This window comes from Streptomyces sp. NPDC052114, from assembly GCF_040680155.1.
In the GTDB taxonomy this organism is placed as follows: Bacteria; Actinomycetota; Actinomycetes; order Streptomycetales; family Streptomycetaceae; genus Streptomyces.
In genome coordinates, this window is record NZ_JBFAWC010000007.1 from 129,727 (window position 1) to 145,002 (window position 15,276).

At 69.6% G+C, this 15,276-nt stretch carries 11 protein-coding genes and 1 tRNA gene; 2 read left to right on the top strand and 10 right to left on the bottom strand.

Translation table 11 applies throughout. The features are described from left to right. Positions 1 to 40: 40 nt before the first annotated feature. Positions 41 to 1,627: a protein kinase gene (locus AB0L89_RS17345; RefSeq protein WP_365141416.1), complete on the top strand. Its 1,587-nt coding sequence runs from the start codon at positions 41 to 43 to the stop codon at positions 1,625 to 1,627. Positions 1,628 to 1,655: 28 nt separating this feature from the next. Here the strand turns inward: AB0L89_RS17345 and AB0L89_RS17350 are convergent, their stop codons facing one another. Both AB0L89_RS17350 and AB0L89_RS17355 read right to left on the bottom strand, forming a co-directional pair. Further along, positions 1,656 to 3,011, bottom strand: a complete 1,356-nt coding sequence (locus AB0L89_RS17350) for a hypothetical protein (RefSeq protein WP_365141419.1) — start codon at positions 3,009 to 3,011, stop codon at positions 1,656 to 1,658. Positions 3,012 to 3,523: 512 nt separating this feature from the next. Further along, the gene (locus AB0L89_RS17355; RefSeq protein WP_003999697.1) at positions 3,524 to 3,652 is read right to left on the bottom strand and encodes a DLW-39 family protein; all 129 of its coding nucleotides are present in this window, start codon (positions 3,650 to 3,652) and stop codon (positions 3,524 to 3,526) included. 314 nt (positions 3,653 to 3,966) lie between these two features. Between AB0L89_RS17355 and AB0L89_RS17360 the strand changes: the two genes are divergently transcribed. After that, positions 3,967 to 4,296, top strand: coding sequence for a DUF6344 domain-containing protein (locus AB0L89_RS17360; RefSeq protein WP_365141422.1), 330 nt, complete (start codon positions 3,967 to 3,969; stop codon positions 4,294 to 4,296). Positions 4,297 to 4,527: 231 nt separating this feature from the next. On the opposite strand, the gene AB0L89_RS17365 is transcribed toward AB0L89_RS17360, so the two are convergent. The 8 genes from AB0L89_RS17365 to dnaN all read right to left on the bottom strand — a co-directional run bounded on the left by AB0L89_RS17365 (position 4,528) and on the right by dnaN (position 14,471). Then, a tRNA-Ile gene (locus tag AB0L89_RS17365) sits at positions 4,528 to 4,604 on the bottom strand. Positions 4,605 to 4,921: 317 nt separating this feature from the next. Further along, complete coding sequence (locus AB0L89_RS17370) at positions 4,922 to 5,629, bottom strand: DUF3566 domain-containing protein (RefSeq protein ID WP_365141425.1); 708 nt, start codon at positions 5,627 to 5,629, stop codon at positions 4,922 to 4,924. An 18-nt stretch (positions 5,630 to 5,647) separates the two neighbouring features. Further along, a complete protein-coding gene (gene gyrA, locus AB0L89_RS17375) occupies positions 5,648 to 8,251 on the bottom strand; it encodes a DNA gyrase subunit A (protein ID WP_365141428.1) in 2,604 nt (867 codons plus the stop codon). A gap of 42 nt (positions 8,252 to 8,293) precedes the next feature. Beyond that, complete coding sequence (gyrB, locus tag AB0L89_RS17380) at positions 8,294 to 10,366, bottom strand: DNA topoisomerase (ATP-hydrolyzing) subunit B (RefSeq protein ID WP_365141431.1); 2,073 nt, start codon at positions 10,364 to 10,366, stop codon at positions 8,294 to 8,296. A 275-nt stretch (positions 10,367 to 10,641) separates the two neighbouring features. Further along, a complete protein-coding gene (locus AB0L89_RS17385; protein ID WP_365141434.1) occupies positions 10,642 to 11,205 on the bottom strand; it encodes a DciA family protein in 564 nt (187 codons plus the stop codon). Next, complete coding sequence (gene recF / locus AB0L89_RS17390; protein WP_365141437.1) at positions 11,202 to 12,323, bottom strand: DNA replication/repair protein RecF; 1,122 nt, start codon at positions 12,321 to 12,323, stop codon at positions 11,202 to 11,204. The genes AB0L89_RS17385 and recF overlap by 4 nt, the downstream gene beginning before the upstream one ends. A gap of 52 nt (positions 12,324 to 12,375) precedes the next feature. Continuing rightward, on the bottom strand, positions 12,376 to 13,251 hold the full coding sequence (gene gnd, locus AB0L89_RS17395) for a phosphogluconate dehydrogenase (NAD(+)-dependent, decarboxylating) (RefSeq protein WP_365141440.1): 876 nt from the start codon (positions 13,249 to 13,251) through the stop codon (positions 12,376 to 12,378). An 89-nt stretch (positions 13,252 to 13,340) separates the two neighbouring features. Further along, positions 13,341 to 14,471: a DNA polymerase III subunit beta gene (gene dnaN, locus AB0L89_RS17400; RefSeq protein WP_055700792.1), complete on the bottom strand. Its 1,131-nt coding sequence runs from the start codon at positions 14,469 to 14,471 to the stop codon at positions 13,341 to 13,343. Between the last annotated feature and the right edge of the window lie 805 nt (positions 14,472 to 15,276).

Sequence of the window (15,276 nt, forward strand, 5' to 3'; positions counted from 1 at the left end):
CGGGCCGCCGCGCGGCCCGGAAGGGGAGCGGAGCGCGACCATGGGTGAGGTCTTCGCCGGCCGGTACGAACTGGTCGACCCGATCGGCCACGGGGGAGTCGGAGCGGTCTGGCGCGCCTGGGACCACCGGCGGCACAGATATGTGGCCGCCAAGGTCCTTCAACAGAGCGACGCACATTCCTTGTTGAGGTTCGTGCGGGAGCAGGCGCTGCGCATCGACCACCCCCATGTGCTCGCGCCCGCCAGCTGGGCCGCCGACGACGACAAGGTCCTGTTCACCATGGACCTGGTCGGCGGCGGCTCATTGGCGCATGTCATCGGGGACTACGGCCCGCTGCCGCCCCGCTTCACCTGCGTCCTCCTCGACCAGCTCCTCTCCGGCCTCGCCGCCGTCCACGCCGAAGGCGTCGTCCACCGGGACATCAAGCCGGCCAACATCCTGCTGGAGGCCACCGGCGCGGGTCGACCGCATCTGCGCGTCTCCGACTTCGGCATCTCGATGCGCAAGGGCGAGCCCCGGCTGACCGAGACCGACTACGTGGTGGGGACGCCCGGCTACTTCGCCCCCGAGCAAATGCTGGGCGCGGAACCGGACTTCACCGCCGACCTCTTCGCCGTCGGCCTGGTCGCCCTGTATCTCCTGGAGGGCGCCAAGCCCGATGCCAGGGCCCTGATCGAACACTTCGCCGAGCACGGCACTCCACGCGCCCCACGCGGCATGCCTGAGCCCCTCTGGCAGGTCATCGCGACCCTGCTCCAGCCGGACCCCCAGACGCGCTTCCGCACCGCCACAGGCGCGCGCAAGGCGCTTGCCTCCGCCGCCGAGATGCTGCCCGAGCCGGGCCCGGACGACGAGCTCATCGAGATATTCGACCAACTCGCCCCGCTACCGACGGGGTTCGGCCCCGATGGCCCGCTGACGACAGCGCCCCGGCCGGCCCCGCTGTCCGGTCCCGGGACCTCTGCCCACGGGCATCCCGGCCACGCGCCCTCTGGTCACGGGCATCCAGTCCAAACGCCGTCTGGCCAGACGTACCCAGGCCACACCCACTCCGCCCCGGGCCCCGGAGCGCCCGCCGCCCATGCGTCGACCGGCACCTCGTCCGGCCCCACGCCGTACCTGCCCGCCCCATCAGGCCTCACCCCGCCCGCTCCGGCCCCATCCGTGCCTACGCCATCCGCTCCCTTCGCACCAGCCCTCTTCCCACCCGAGCCCTTCGCACCCGCTCCCTCCCCCTCCGCCTCGGAGACGGGCAGCTTCCACCTCCCGCCGCCGGTGCAGCCACCTCAGCCTTCGACTCCCCCCACGCCGACTCCCGTGCCGCCACAGGCGCCCACGCCCGGCCCCACAGCTGTGCCCTCCCCCCACCAAGCCGCGCGCCACGACCCCGCACAAGCCGTGACGTCGTCGGTGCCCCGCGCCCACGCCTCTACTTATCCATACACCGCTCAAGCCGCTGAGGTTCCACCTCGGATCCCGCTGAATCCGACGGTCCCGCAGCCCTACGCCATGGCGTTCCCCACCCCGCCGCGGCGCCCCGGACCGCCCGCGAAGGTCGCGGTCCCGATGCTGCTCCTCGCCCTGCTCTGCCTCACGGTCGGCACCTGGGCGCTGACCCGGATCTGACGGCCCCACAGCAGTCGGCCGGCGGCCCTCACCACCCCTGAGGCGGCCCGAACCGCGCCGGCTGCCCGGCCCCGCCACCAGACCCGGCACCCGGCACGCCACCGCCACCGGCACCAGCCCCGCCACCAGCACCAGCACCAGCACCAGCACCAGCACCAACCGAAGCCGCCACAGCGGCCGCCGCGTCCGCTGCCGCCGCTGCCGCCACGGCCGCCCTCCGCCGCGCCACCAGCGTCCACACCCCCAGAATCCCCAGCAGCACGACCCCGGTCCCGATCCCCCCGGCGGCGACCACCACCATCACCTCGTCGCGACCGCCCCCGCCCTCGCCCCCGGCGGCCGTCTCCCCCCGCCTCGCCGCCGCCGTGTCCCGCTCGGTCACCCGGAACTCATCGGCGGGCCGTGGCGAGCCCGCGTACGCGGGACCCGGCTTCGGCGCCCCTGCCACATCCACACGCAGCGTCAGGTCCAACGGCCCGTCACCGAACTTCTCCGCGACATCGGAGCCGAGGTGGACCGCCAGGTAGTACCAGCCCGCGAACCTCATCGCCGCCACCTCGTCGGCGGGGGCGAAACGATTCTCGTAGGCGATCGGCGGCAGCGGGTCCAGAGCCGCCGCCTTCTGCCTGCCGTCGTAGGCCGTGCGTGCGTCGTCCACCTGGGCGCGCACGGGGTTGTACAGCGACATGACCAGAGCGGACGAGACGTACCCGCTGCCGCGCGCCGTCCCGCGCCGCCCCACGCCGTCCTGCTCACCGCTCCCGTCGGAACCGGCCCCGCCCGGACCGTCCCCCCGCACACTGCCGAGCTCCGCCGTGGCGGAGAGCCGCTGTCCCCAGTCCACCGGCACGCGGTAGAAGAGGGTCTCTCCGGGCTCGATCTCGGCGCCCCAGACCCCTGCCTCCAGCCCGCGCGCCCTGTTGAAACTCGTGCCGCCCTCGCGCGAGCGCCGCTCACCGGCAGGCGGCACAGGCGTCGAGGAGTCCCACGACCCCGGCGGCTCCTTCTCGCCCGCCGCCCCATCTCCCGCCTTCAGCGCGGGTTCTGACGCGACGTGAATCTCCAGGTCCCAGTCCCCCTGGGCGGTCCCGGAGGACCTGGTCCGCTCGACGAGCACGTAGTACGTACCGGCTTCCGCGCAGCTCCTCTCGTCAGGGCCGACCCTGCGCGACGCCGTGGCCGTGATGGGCCGCGGGCTCTCCGAAGAGCCGAACCGCGCCTCCTCCGCCTCCAGGGGACTGCAGTTGTTGCCGTCCGCGTCCTGCACGGACACCTCGACCCCGTCGGCGTACGACACCTTGGCGCCGGGCTCCGGGACCGCGGTGACCGCGACGTACGCGCTCTCCTTCGCGTCGAGCTCCAGGCGGTAAAAACGCTGTCCCACGCGCGGGAGGGTGCTTTTGTACGTCCTACCGGGGCTGAGCCGGTGCCCCGCGACGTTGCTCGTCGCGCCCTCGACCGTCTCGGCGCCCTCAGCGAACGCGTACGGTCCGGGCGTCCCCGCAGCCCCCGCCTGCCCCGGAAGCGCCGCCACCGCGCACAGTGCGGCGGCGACGACCGCGGCCGGCACCGCTCGGCCACGGACCCGCCCCGCCGCTCCCCGGCACCCGCCCAGCCGCCGCCCCATCACGCGCCACCCCTCGTCGTGAACACAGCCGTCCCACCCGTCCCGACCGTCCTGCCCGCCGGGCACCGCGCGGACACCACCACGGCCCGGCCGACGCCGCAACCGAGCCACGGCGTGACCACACTCCGCACAAATTCGCTTAAGCAACCATTCGATTCACGCAAGCGAACCCCTGCGGTCACGTCCGCCCCTGCCCCCACACCAGCCCCGGGACAGCACAAAGCCCCGGCCGCAAAAGCGACCGGGGCTTGTGAAGTGACTGCTGATACTCACGAACCCGTGGGCACGGAGTCAGTCGCCTCCGTCCACAGATCCTGCTCGGCGCGATCCGCCTGGATCTGGCGGTACACGAGGAGCCCGCCGATGGCGGCCAGTGCGACCAGGAGAAGCTTCTTCACCGCGCGACCTCGTCTTTCCTTGACGTAGGGGACTTCTGGCGCCCGACTATACACACCGATCGATATCGATCGGTGACCTGGATCCACCCCCAACTCCCGCCCCCTGCACAGCAATCGAACCGGACTCGAATACTCCGCTTCGATACCGTCCACTGTGATTTTCGCCGCTCTTGCCCCTTTACCTGGCCTCTTGGGGCCATCCGGGTGGTGTTCATCTGAACATCGACGCGGCGCGAGCGTCGGTCCACCACTCTCGGCCCCGCATACACATCATGAGGAAAGTACGCAAATCGCCCAACCTGAATTGAGGGGTCATGACCGGCAACACGGCCAAGAACCTGTGGACCACGATCGTCACCGCCTTCCTCGCGCTGTTCGCCGCGCTGGGGCTCACCACGACGGCCACCGCGGCCACGGCGGTACAGGAGACCACGAACGCACGCCACGCCACGGCGAGCGCGCCCGCGCCGGCCACGGCCTTCTGGTCGGCGGCGCACGAACGGTCCTTGCCCCCGACGATGAAGCAGCGCATCCGCGCCGAGGCCCACGGTTCGTCGCCCAGTTGCCGGCACCTGTCCCCGACGGACACGGAAGCCGAGACTGAGAACACCGCCCAGGAGCCCGGCCTCGCCGCGGAGCCGTAATCCGGCCCGCCCGGCTCACCGGGCCTTTCTGACCGGCCCGGACAGGGCCCACGCCCTCCCCAAGCCTCAGCAGAGACCCCCAAAGCCTCAGCAGACCCCCAGCCACCGCCCGGGCTGGGGGTTTCTTGCGGCCCTGCCGCCGGGAGGAGGTGTCCCGTTGCCGAAGGGGCGCCCCGGCAACCCCCTCGGAAACGCCAAAACCCCCAACCGCAATGGTTGGGGGTTTCGTGCTGGTGGGGCTAACAGGATTTGAACCTGTGGCCTCATCCTTATCAGGGATGCGCTCTAACCAACTGAGCTATAGCCCCGCCGCGCTTCGGTGTGTGTCCCGCGCGCTGACCTCTGAAGATTAGCGCACCTGGTGGCCAGTCCCAAAATCGATACCCGCGCAGCGACGGGACGGGGACCGCGCGGCAGGCAGAAGCCGGGCTTCAGCAGTACAGGAACCACGCTCAAGCCATGGGACGGAAGGCAACAGGAGAAGAGCGGAAGCGCCTCAAGAGCCGAACCAGCCAGACCGAGCAGTCCCGCACGGCACCGTCCCGCCCGGCTGCGTCCCTCTGGGACCGACTCCCCGCTCCCCGCACCCGCCCCGCTACGCCCGGCTCACCGCCGCGCCTGCGTCCTACTCGTCCTCCGCCAGCGTCAGCTCGACGCCGCCCACGAAGCCCGCGGAGAGGTTGTAGATGAAGGCGCCGAGCGTCGCCAGGGCCGTCGCCAGGACGACGTCGATGACCGCGATGATCGACGTGAACATCAGGACGCGCGGCAGCGACAGGAAGGACTGCAGGTCGAAGCCGTTGGACTCGTTCGAGCCCGTCGCCTCGGAGATCGTGCCGCCGACCGTGGAGAAGACGCCCATCGCGTCCATGACCATCCACAGGACGGCCGCCGCCACGATCGTGCAGATACCGAGCGCGATGGAGAGCAGGAAGCTGACCTTCATCACCGACCACGGGTCGGCCTTGGCCACCCGCAGCCGCGCCTTGCGCGTGCGCGGGGTCGTGCGCGCCCCGGTCCGCGGCCGGCGCGCGCCCGTCTGGCCGCCCTGCTGATACGCCTGCGGCGGGTGGTACGGCTGGGACGCCTGCTGCTGGGGCTGGCGCTCACCGGGCAGTGCCCCGCCCCCCGTCGCGCCCTTGGCGCCCCCGTACGAGGCGTCGTACTGGCCAGAAGCCTGACCAGCGGTCCCTGGCCCTCGGGTGTCCGTCACAGTCCCCCCCTGGGATCCATGAGACTCATCTGAGTCGTGTGCATCTGTGGCGGAGCCACGGGCACCGTCCGTGCCGGTAGTGCCGGTCCGATTCGCCCCGGCGCCCGTGGCTCCACTCACGATGACTCACTCCTCGCGCTACTCGGCCGAGGAGTCCGTTCCCTCGTCCGTACCGACGACCGGCTCGGCGGCGTCCGACTCGTCGACGACGACATCGCCATCGACTTCCTCGGCCTCGCGTCCGGCCTCGGCGTTACGAGCGATACCGACCACGGCATCGCGCTTGCCCAGGTTGATCAGTTGGACGCCCATGGTGTCACGGCCCGTCTCCCTGACCTCGTTGACTCGCGTACGAATCACACCGCCGGACAGCGTGATGGCGAGGATCTCGTCCGTCTCCTCGACCACCAGCGCGCCGACGAGGGAACCCCGGTCCTCCACGATCTTGGCGGCCTTGATGCCGAGGCCACCGCGACCCTGAACGCGGTACTCGTCGACGGCAGTCCGCTTCGCGTACCCACCGTCGGTGGCGGTGAAGACGAACGTACCCGGACGCACGACATTCATCGAGAGCAGCTCGTCGCCGTCGCGGAAGCTCATGCCCTTGACGCCCGAGGTGGCGCGGCCCATCGGGCGCAGCGCGTCGTCCGTTGCGGTGAACCTGATCGACTGGGCCTTCTTGCTGATGAGCAGCAGGTCGTCCTCGGCCGAGACGAGCTCGGCGCCGATCAGCTCGTCGTCCGAACCGTCCTCGGTCTCGCGGAGGTTGATGGCGATGACGCCGCCCGACCGGGGTGAGTCGTAGTCCTTGAGCGGGGTCTTCTTTACGAGGCCGCCCTTGGTCGCGAGGATCAGATAGGGCACCGCTTCGTAGTCACGGATCGCGAGGATCTCGGCGATCTGCTCGTCCGGCTGGAAGGCGAGGAGGTTCGCCACGTGCTGGCCGCGGGCATCGCGTCCGGCATCGGGCAGTTCGTACGCCTTCGCGCGGTAGACGCGGCCCTTGTTGGTGAAGAACAGCAGCCAGTGGTGCGTCGTCGACACGAAGAAGTGGTCGACGATGTCGTCCTGCTTCAGCTTGGTGCCGCGCACGCCCTTGCCGCCGCGCTTCTGCGAGCGGTAGTCCTCGGTCTTGGTGCGCTTGATGTAGCCACCGCGCGTGATGGTGACGACGATGTCCTCTTCGGCGATCAGGTCCTCCATGGACATGTCGCCGTCGAAGGGCACGAGCGCCGAGCGACGGTCCTCGCCGAACTTCTCGACGATCGCCGCGAGCTCCTCGCTGATGATCTGGCGCTGCTTCTCGGGCGAGGCCAGGATCGCGTTGTACTCGTTGATCTTCGCCTGGAGCTCGTCGTGCTCGGCGACGATCTTCTGGCGCTCCAGGGCGGCGAGCCGGCGCAGCTGCATCTCGAGGATGGCGTTGGCCTGGATCTCGTCGATCGAGAGGAGGCCCATCAGGCCCTCGCGCGCGATGTCGACGGTCTGGCTGCCGCGGATGAGGGCGATGACCTCGTCGATGGCGTCGAGCGCCTTGAGCAGGCCGCGCAGGATGTGGGCCCGCTCCTCGGCCTTGCGCAGGCGGAACTTCGTACGCCGGACGATGACCTCGATCTGGTGCGTCACCCAGTGGCGGATGAACGCGTCCAGCGAGAGGGTGCGCGGCACACCGTCGACCAGGGCCAGCATGTTGGCGCTGAAGTTCGACTGCAGGTCGGTGTGCTTGTAGAGGTTGTTCAGGACGACCTTGGCGACCGCGTCCCGCTTCAGGACGATGACCAGGCGCTGGCCGGTGCGCGAGGACGACTCGTCGCGGACGTCGGCGATGCCGCCGACCTTGCCGTCCTTCACCAGGTCGGCGATCTTCTGCGCGAGGTTGTCGGGGTTGGTCTGGTACGGGAGTTCGGTGACCACCAGGCACTGGCGGTTCTGGATCTCCTCGACCGCGACGACCGCGCGCATCGTGATGGAGCCGCGGCCCGTGCGGTAGGCCTCCTCGATGCCCTTGCGGCCCACGACGAGCGCGCCGGTCGGGAAGTCGGGGCCCTTGATGCGCTCGATGAGCGCGTCCAGGAGCTCCTCGTGGGAGGCGTCGGGGTGCTCCAGCGCCCACTGGGCGCCCGCCGCGACCTCGCGGAGGTTGTGCGGCGGGATGTTGGTGGCCATGCCGACCGCGATGCCCGCGGAGCCGTTGATCAGCAGGTTCGGGAAGCGCGCCGGCAGGACCGTCGGCTCCTGGTTGCGGCCGTCGTAGTTGTCCGTGAAGTCGACGGTGTCCTCGTCGATGTCACGGACCATCTCCATGGCCAGCGGCGCCATCTTGCACTCGGTGTAGCGCATGGCGGCGGCCGGGTCGTTGCCCGGGGAGCCGAAGTTGCCGTTGGAGTCCACCAGCGGCATCCGCATCGACCACGGCTGGGCGAGGCGCACCAGGGCGTCGTAGATGGAGGAGTCGCCGTGCGGGTGGTAGGTGCCCATGACGTCGCCGACGACGCGGGCGCACTTGTAGAAGCCCTTCTCGGGGCGGTAGCCGCCGTCGTACATCGCGTACAGGACGCGGCGGTGGACGGGCTTCAGACCGTCGCGCACGTCGGGCAGCGCGCGGGACACGATGACGGACATCGCGTAGTCGAGATAGGAGCGCTGCATCTCCGTCTCGAGCCCGACGGGCTCGACACGCATGCCCACGCCAGGAACGACGGGTTCCTCTTCGGGCGTCACAGGGGTGTTCTCGTCGGCCATTGCTGGTCAAAGTCCTTTCGAGGTGCGGCTTGTACGGCCGACTCAGATGTCGAGGAAGCGGACGTCCTTGGCATTGCGCTGGATGAACGAACGACGCGCCTCGACGTCCTCGCCCATCAGCACCGAGAACAGGTCGTCGGCCTGCGCCGCGTCGTCCAGGGTCACCTGGCCGAGAACGCGGTGTTCCTGGTCCATCGTCGTGACGCGCAGCTCCTCGGCGTTCATCTCGCCGAGACCCTTGAAGCGCTGGACCGAGTCGTCCTTGATGCGCTTGCCGGCCTGCCGGCCGAGCTCCACCAGGGCGTCGCGCTCGCGGTCCGAGTACGCGTACTGGAAGTCGTCCCGGGTCCACTTGATCTTGTACAGCGGCGGGCGCGACAGGTAGACGTGCCCGGCCTCGACCAGCGGCCGCATGAAGCGGAAGAGGAAGGTCAGGAGCAGCGTGTTGATGTGCTGACCGTCGACGTCGGCGTCCGCCATCAGGATGATCTTGTGATAGCGGAGCTTCTCGATGTCGAAGTCCTCGTGCACACCGGTGCCGAACGCCGAGATCAGCGCCTGGACCTCCTGGTTGTGCAGGATCTTGTCGACGCGCGCCTTCTCGACGTTAAGGATCTTGCCTCGGATGGGCAGGATCGCCTGGTACATCGGGTCGCGGCCGGACTTCGCCGAGCCACCGGCGGAGTCACCCTCGACGATGAAGATCTCGCACTTCGTCGGGTCGTTCGACTGGCAGTCGGAGAGCTTGCCCGGCAGGGAGGCGGTCTCCAGGAGGCCCTTGCGGCGGGTCAGGTCGCGCGCCTTGCGGGCGGCGACGCGGGCCGTGGCGGCCTGGATGCCCTTGCGGATGATGTCCGCGGCCTCGTTCGGGTTCCGGTCGAACCAGTCCGTGAGGTGCTCGTGGACGACCTTCTGGACGAAGGTCTTCGCCTCGGTGTTGCCCAGCTTGGTCTTGGTCTGGCCCTCGAACTGGGGCTCGCCCAGCTTGACCGAGATGATCGCGGTCAGACCCTCGCGGATGTCCTCGCCCGTGAGGTTGTCGTCCTTCTCGCGGAGCAGCTTCTTGTCGCGCGCGTAGCGGTTGACCAGGCCCGTCAGCGCGGCCCTGAAGCCCTCTTCGTGCGTACCGCCCTCATGCGTGTGGATCGTGTTCGCGAAGGAGTACACGCCCTCGCTGTACTGCGAGTTCCACTGCATCGCGATCTCGGCCGAGAGGAGACGCTCCTTGTCCTCGGCCTCGACGTCGATGACGGTCGGGTGGACGACCTCGCCCTTGCGGGAGTTGAGGTACTTCACGAAGTCGACGATGCCGCCTTCGTAGTGGTACGTCACCGAGCGGGCCACGTCGTCGTCGGCGCCCTCGGCGCTGTCGGCACCGGCGACGGCCTTGGCCGACTCGCGCTCGTCGGTGAGCTTGATCGTCAGGCCCTTGTTGAGGAAGGCCATCTCCTGGAAGCGCCGCGACAGCGTCTCGAAGGAGTACTCGGTGGTCTCGAAGATGTCGCCGTCGGCCCAGAAGGTGACCGACGTACCGGTCTCGTCGGTGGCCTCGTGCTGGGCGAGCGGCGCGGTCGGCACGCCCGCCTTGTAGTCCTGGGTCCAGCGGTGGCCGTCGGTCTTGATCTCGACGGAGACCTTCGTGGACAGCGCGTTCACGACGGAGACACCGACGCCGTGCAGACCACCGGAGACGGCGTAGCCGCCGCCGCCGAACTTTCCGCCCGCGTGCAGGACGGTGAGCACGACCTCGACGGCCGGCTTCCCCTCGGAGGGGATGATGCCGACCGGGATGCCGCGGCCGTTGTCGATGACGCGGACGCCGCCGTCGGGCAGGATCGTCACGTCGATCGTGTCCGCGTGGCCGGCCAGTGCCTCGTCGACGGAGTTGTCCACGACCTCCTGCACCATGTGGTGCAGGCCACGCTCACCGGTCGAGCCGATGTACATGCCGGGTCGCTTGCGAACTGCGTCCAGTCCTTCGAGGACGGTGATCGCGCTCGCGTCGTAGGAGGCGTCTGTGGCCCCTACGTTCGCGTGCGCCTCAGCGTCGGTGGACGGGATGTTCTCGTTGGGGTTGCCGGAATCGGCCACGAAGCGCCCTTTCTGGCACAGCACAAGCCAAGCACCCGGCGGTGGCCGGAGCGGCTGCGGCGTGTTTGTTCGGTAAGCCCTAGTCAGCGTTGCTCGGTGCGTCCCACAAGTGGGGCGGGATTAGCTTCCAGTCTACCGGTAGCGCCGACAGTGATGGGGGTTTGCCGGTACCTGAGTCCTCATGTGCCGCCCTGAACCGGCCTCGGCCGACTCCCCATATGGGGCCCAGGGCTCCAGAACGCTCACAGCGGCACTCAGCGCTTCGGGACGTCAACCACGAGCTACCGCCGGGAACGGCCTCAGCCGTAGGTGTCACCGGGGCCCGTGCTGCCCGGTGCGCGCAAGGGTCCGAAGCGACGCGCGGGACCCCCGGGACCCAGGACTTTGATGAGGCGTACGGTGCCGTGGCCGAGGTCCTCGTTGAGGCGCGCGACCAGCTGTGGGGCGAGCAGGCGCAGGTTCGTCGCCCAGGCCGTCGAGTCGCACTGCACGGTCAGGACGCGCTCGTCCTCGTCGTACTTCTGCGGGACGCAGTGCTTGGCCAGATCGTCGCCGACGATCTGCGGCCAGCGGCCCATCACACCGCCCACCGCGGCCGGCGTCTCCCAGCCGCGCTCGGTGATCAGACGGTTGATGGCGGAGCCCAGCGGCAGCGGATCACGCCCGTCCGCGCGCGCACCGGAGCGCAGGCCGCCGCGCCGGGCCTGCTTCTTCTGCTGTGCGGCATCGCCACGCGCGCGTGCCTGCTCCTTCGCGGCGCGCAGGGCGACCCGGGCGAGGTCGACGCCGGAGGGCTCGGGGGTCTTCGGAGCGGGTCCCGGGGTGTCCCCGGCCGCGTCCTTGGCAGGCTCTTCGCCGCTCATACGCGCTCCACCGCGCCGTCGGACACCGCATACCGCGTGCCGGTGAGCACCTCCGGGACGTCGTCGTCCACCGCGGCGGTGACCAGCACCTGCTCGCCCGGGGCGACCAGCTCCGCGAGCCGTTCCCTGCGGCGGGCGTCCAGCTCCGCGAAGACGTCGTCGAGGACGAGCACCGGCTCATTGCCCTCGGCCCTGAGCAGGTCGTACGAGGCCAGGCGCAGCGCCAGCGCGTACGACCAGGACTCGCCGTGGCTCGCGTACCCCTTCGCGGGGAGCTGGCCCAGCTTGAGCACCAGGTCGTCGCGGTGCGGGCCGACGAGGGTGACGCCCCGCTCGATCTCCTGCTTGCGGGCTTCTTCGAGGGCGGCGATCAGCTGTTCGTAGAGCGCCTCGCGCGTGTGGGCCTCACCGGGGGCCGACGGCTTGTACTCCAGGGAGATCGGTCCGCCGCCGGGCGCCAGCTGTTCGTAGGCCTTGTCGGCCAGCGGCTGAAGCGTCGAGATCAGGTCGAGCCGCTGCGCGAGCAGCTCGGCGCCCGCGCGCGCGAGGTGCTGGTCCCAGACGTCGAGGGTGGACAGGTCCATGGAACGCCCGCCGTGCCGGCGCGCGAGCGCGGCGGACTTCAGGAGGGTGTTGCGCTGCTTGAGGACACGGTCGTAGTCGGACCGGACGCCCGCCATGCGCGGGGAGCGGGCGGTGATCAGCTCGTCGAGGAAGCGCCGCCGCTCCCCGGGGTCGCCCTTGATCAGCGCGAGGTCCTCGGGAGCGAACAGCACGGTCCGCACGATCCCCAGCACATCACGCGGTCTGACCTGCGAGGACCTGTTGATGCGGGCGCGATTGGCCTTGCCGGGATTGAGTTCGAGCTCGATCAGCTGCTGGCGCTCGCCCTGCCGGACCGCGGCCCTGACGACGGCGCGCTCCGCGCCCATGCGCACGAGCGGCGCGTCCGAGGAGACCCGGTGGCTGCCGAGCGTGGCGAGGTAGCCGACGGCCTCGACGAGATTGGTCTTCCCCTGGCCGTTGGGCCCCACGAACGCGGTGACGCCCGGATCGAGAGGGACCTCGACCCGGGCGTACGAGCGGAAGTCGGCCAGCGACAGATGCGTGACGTGCATGGTGTGCGCCGACCTCCCCCGGCTGACCCGTGCTCAGCGCACAGGCTGTGGATTACTTCTTCTCCACCGCGTGGCCGCCGAACTGGTTGCGCAGCGCGGCGATCATCTTCATCTGCGGCGAGTCGTCCTGACGCGAGGCGAAGCGCGCGAAGAGCGACGCGGTGATCGCCGGCAGCGGGACGGCGTTGTCGATGGCGGCCTCGACGGTCCAGCGGCCCTCTCCGGAGTCGGCCGCGAAGCCGCGCAGGTTCTCCAGGTGCTCGTCGTCGTCCAGGGCGTTGACCGCGAGGTCGAGCAGCCAGGAACGGATGACCGTGCCCTCCTGCCAGGAGCGGAAGACCTCGCGGACGTCGGTGACCGAGTCGACCTTCTCCAGGAGCTCCCAGCCCTCGGCGTAGGCCTGCATCATCGCGTACTCGATGCCGTTGTGGACCATCTTGGCGAAGTGGCCCGCGCCGACCTTGCCGGCGTGCACCGAGCCGAAGTCGCCCTCGGGCTTGAGCGCGTCGAAGATCGGCTGCACCTTGGCGACGTTCTCCTTGTCGCCGCCGTACATCAGCGCGTAGCCGTTCTCCAGGCCCCAGACGCCGCCGGAGACGCCGCAGTCGACGAAGCCGATGCCCTTGGCGGCGAGCTCCTCCGCGTGCTTCTCGTCGTCCGTCCAGCGGGAGTTGCCGCCGTCGACGACGATGTCGCCGGGCTGGAGGAGCTCGGCGAGCTCGTCGATGGTGGACTGGGTCGCGGCACCGGCCGGGACCATCACCCACACCACTCGCGGGCCCTTGAGCTTGCCCACAAGCTCTTCGAGGCTGTGGACATCCGCGAGGTCCGGGTTGCGGTCGTATCCGATGACGGTGTGACCTGCGCGGCGGATGCGCTCGCGCATGTTGCCGCCCATCTTGCCGAGGCCGACGAGACCGAGCTCCATCAGAGGTTCCTTCACTAGCGACGTGGCGTTACGGCACTTTCGTACCTGCGTCCGAGCCTACGCCCGGACGCACGCACACACCTGTGGGCTCAGCCGCTCAGACGTACCGGCATGATCAGGTACTTGTAGGCCTCGTCCGCCTCGGCGTCCAGGGCCGGCTTGCCGCTCAGCAGCGCGGGCTTCGTCGAGGTCGTGAACGACAGCTGGGCGACCGGGGAGTCGATCGCGCTCAGGCCGTCGAGCAGGAACGTCGGGTTGAAGGCGATCGAGATGTCGTCGCCCTCCAGCTGGGCGTCGACCCTCTCCACAGCCTGTGCGTCGTCGCTGGAGCCCGCCTCCAGGATCAGCACGCCCTGCTCGAAGCTGAGCCGCACCGGGGTGTTCCGCTCGGCGACCAGGGCCACACGCTTGACGGCCTCCACGAAGGGGGCGGTCTCGATGACGGCGACCGAGTTGAACTCGGTCGGGAACAGCGTGCGGTACTTCGGCAGGTCGCCCTCGAGGAGACGCGTGGTCGTACGCCGGCCGGCGCCCTCGAAACCGATCAGGCCCTCGCCCGCACCCGAGCCGGAGAGCGCCAGGGTGACCGTGTCGCCGCTCGTGAGCGCCTTGGCGGTGTCCAGGAGCGTCTTGGCGGGGACCAGGGCGACCGCGGACGCCTCGGGGTTCTCCGGCTTCCACAGGAACTCGCGGACCGCGAAGCGGTAGCGGTCGGTGGAGGCCAGGGTGACCGTGTCGCCCTCGATCTCGATGCGGACACCGGTCAGGACGGGCAGCGTGTCGTCGCGGCCCGCGGCGATGGCGACCTGGGAGGCGGCGGAGGCGAAGACCTCACCGGGGACGGTGCCCGTGGCGGTGGGCATCTGCGGCAGCGCCGGGTACTCCTCCACAGGAAGGGTGTGGAGTGTGAATCGCGAGGAGCCGCAGACCACCGTCGCCCGTACACCGTCTGTGGAGATCTCCACCGGGCGGTTGGGGAGCGCGCGGCAGATGTCCGCGAGCAGTCGGCCCGACACGAGGACCGTGCCCTCTTCGTCCACCTCGGCGTCCACCGAGACACGTGCCGAGACCTCGTAGTCGAAGCTCGACAGGCTCAGCGCGCCCTCTTCGGCCTTCAGCAGCAGGCCCGCGAGGACGGGCGCTGGCGGCCGTGCCGGGAGGCTGCGTGCCGCCCACGCCACTGCCTCCGCGAGTACGTCGCGTTCCACCCGGATCTTCACCTAAGCCGCCCTCCTGCTGTTGCTGGCTGCTCTCGCCCGCTGGGCCTGTGGCCCTCGTCGTCTGACTCGGTGTCTCTCAGCCATGCCGTGGGAAGGACACCGGGGACCAGTCTGACGCACCGCACTGACAGTCGGTGCCCGTCGGGGTCAAGTCGTGCCGAGCCGCACCGGAGCTCCGGAGAGCGAGTTGTGCACAGGCCCCCCTTCCAAACGAATTCCCCGGACTCTCTAGTTGGGAGTAGTAGTAGGGCCTGTGGAAACCGTGGATAACCGCGAATGCGCTGGTCAGGGCCGGTTTTTTATCCACTGCGCCTGTGGGCGGAGGCGGTGGACAACCAGGGGTTTCTGTGGACGGGCGAAAGTTCTGCACACCCGATGCACAGGGAGGGGCCACTTCTCCCCAGCGCTGTCCCCAGCTTTACCCAGCTTCCCCACAGGCCAACCGACCACATTGGTGTGACGCCTTTCACTCGACCCGGTGAGAGGGCGCGTTGCGTTGCCGAACAGTGGACAGCCGTGTGGAGAAGCTGGGGACGGCTGGGGACAACGCGTCCGAGCCTGTGGGCAGCCGGTGGACAACTTCATGCACAGCCTGTGGATGAAGTTTTGATCCACAATCTGTGGACAGTCTTCGTCCACGAATCCACAGCCACCTGACCTGGCCTGATGATCTCTCAGCAGGGTCCCCTGTGGACAGCGTCTGGACAACTTCCCGGTCCCCAGGGTGTGGACGCGAAAAAGTTCGCACATCTGTGGAGAACCCCCGTCTGAGCAGGGGAAATCGAACAGCTCCGCCCTCCACGCG

Excerpts from the sequence above, each read along its gene's own strand:
- AB0L89_RS17385 (WP_365141434.1), bottom strand. The coding sequence starts at position 11,205 with ATGAGCGGCGAAGAGCCTGCCAAGGACGCGGCCGGGGACACCCCGGGA.
- gnd (WP_365141440.1), bottom strand. The coding sequence starts at position 13,251 with ATGGAGCTCGGTCTCGTCGGCCTCGGCAAGATGGGCGGCAACATGCGC.
- recF (WP_365141437.1), bottom strand. The coding sequence starts at position 12,323 with ATGCACGTCACGCATCTGTCGCTGGCCGACTTCCGCTCGTACGCCCGG.
- AB0L89_RS17345 (WP_365141416.1), top strand. The coding sequence starts at position 41 with ATGGGTGAGGTCTTCGCCGGCCGGTACGAACTGGTCGACCCGATCGGC.
- gyrA (WP_365141428.1), bottom strand. The coding sequence starts at position 8,251 with ATGGCCGACGAGAACACCCCTGTGACGCCCGAAGAGGAACCCGTCGTT.
- AB0L89_RS17360 (WP_365141422.1), top strand. The coding sequence starts at position 3,967 with ATGACCGGCAACACGGCCAAGAACCTGTGGACCACGATCGTCACCGCC.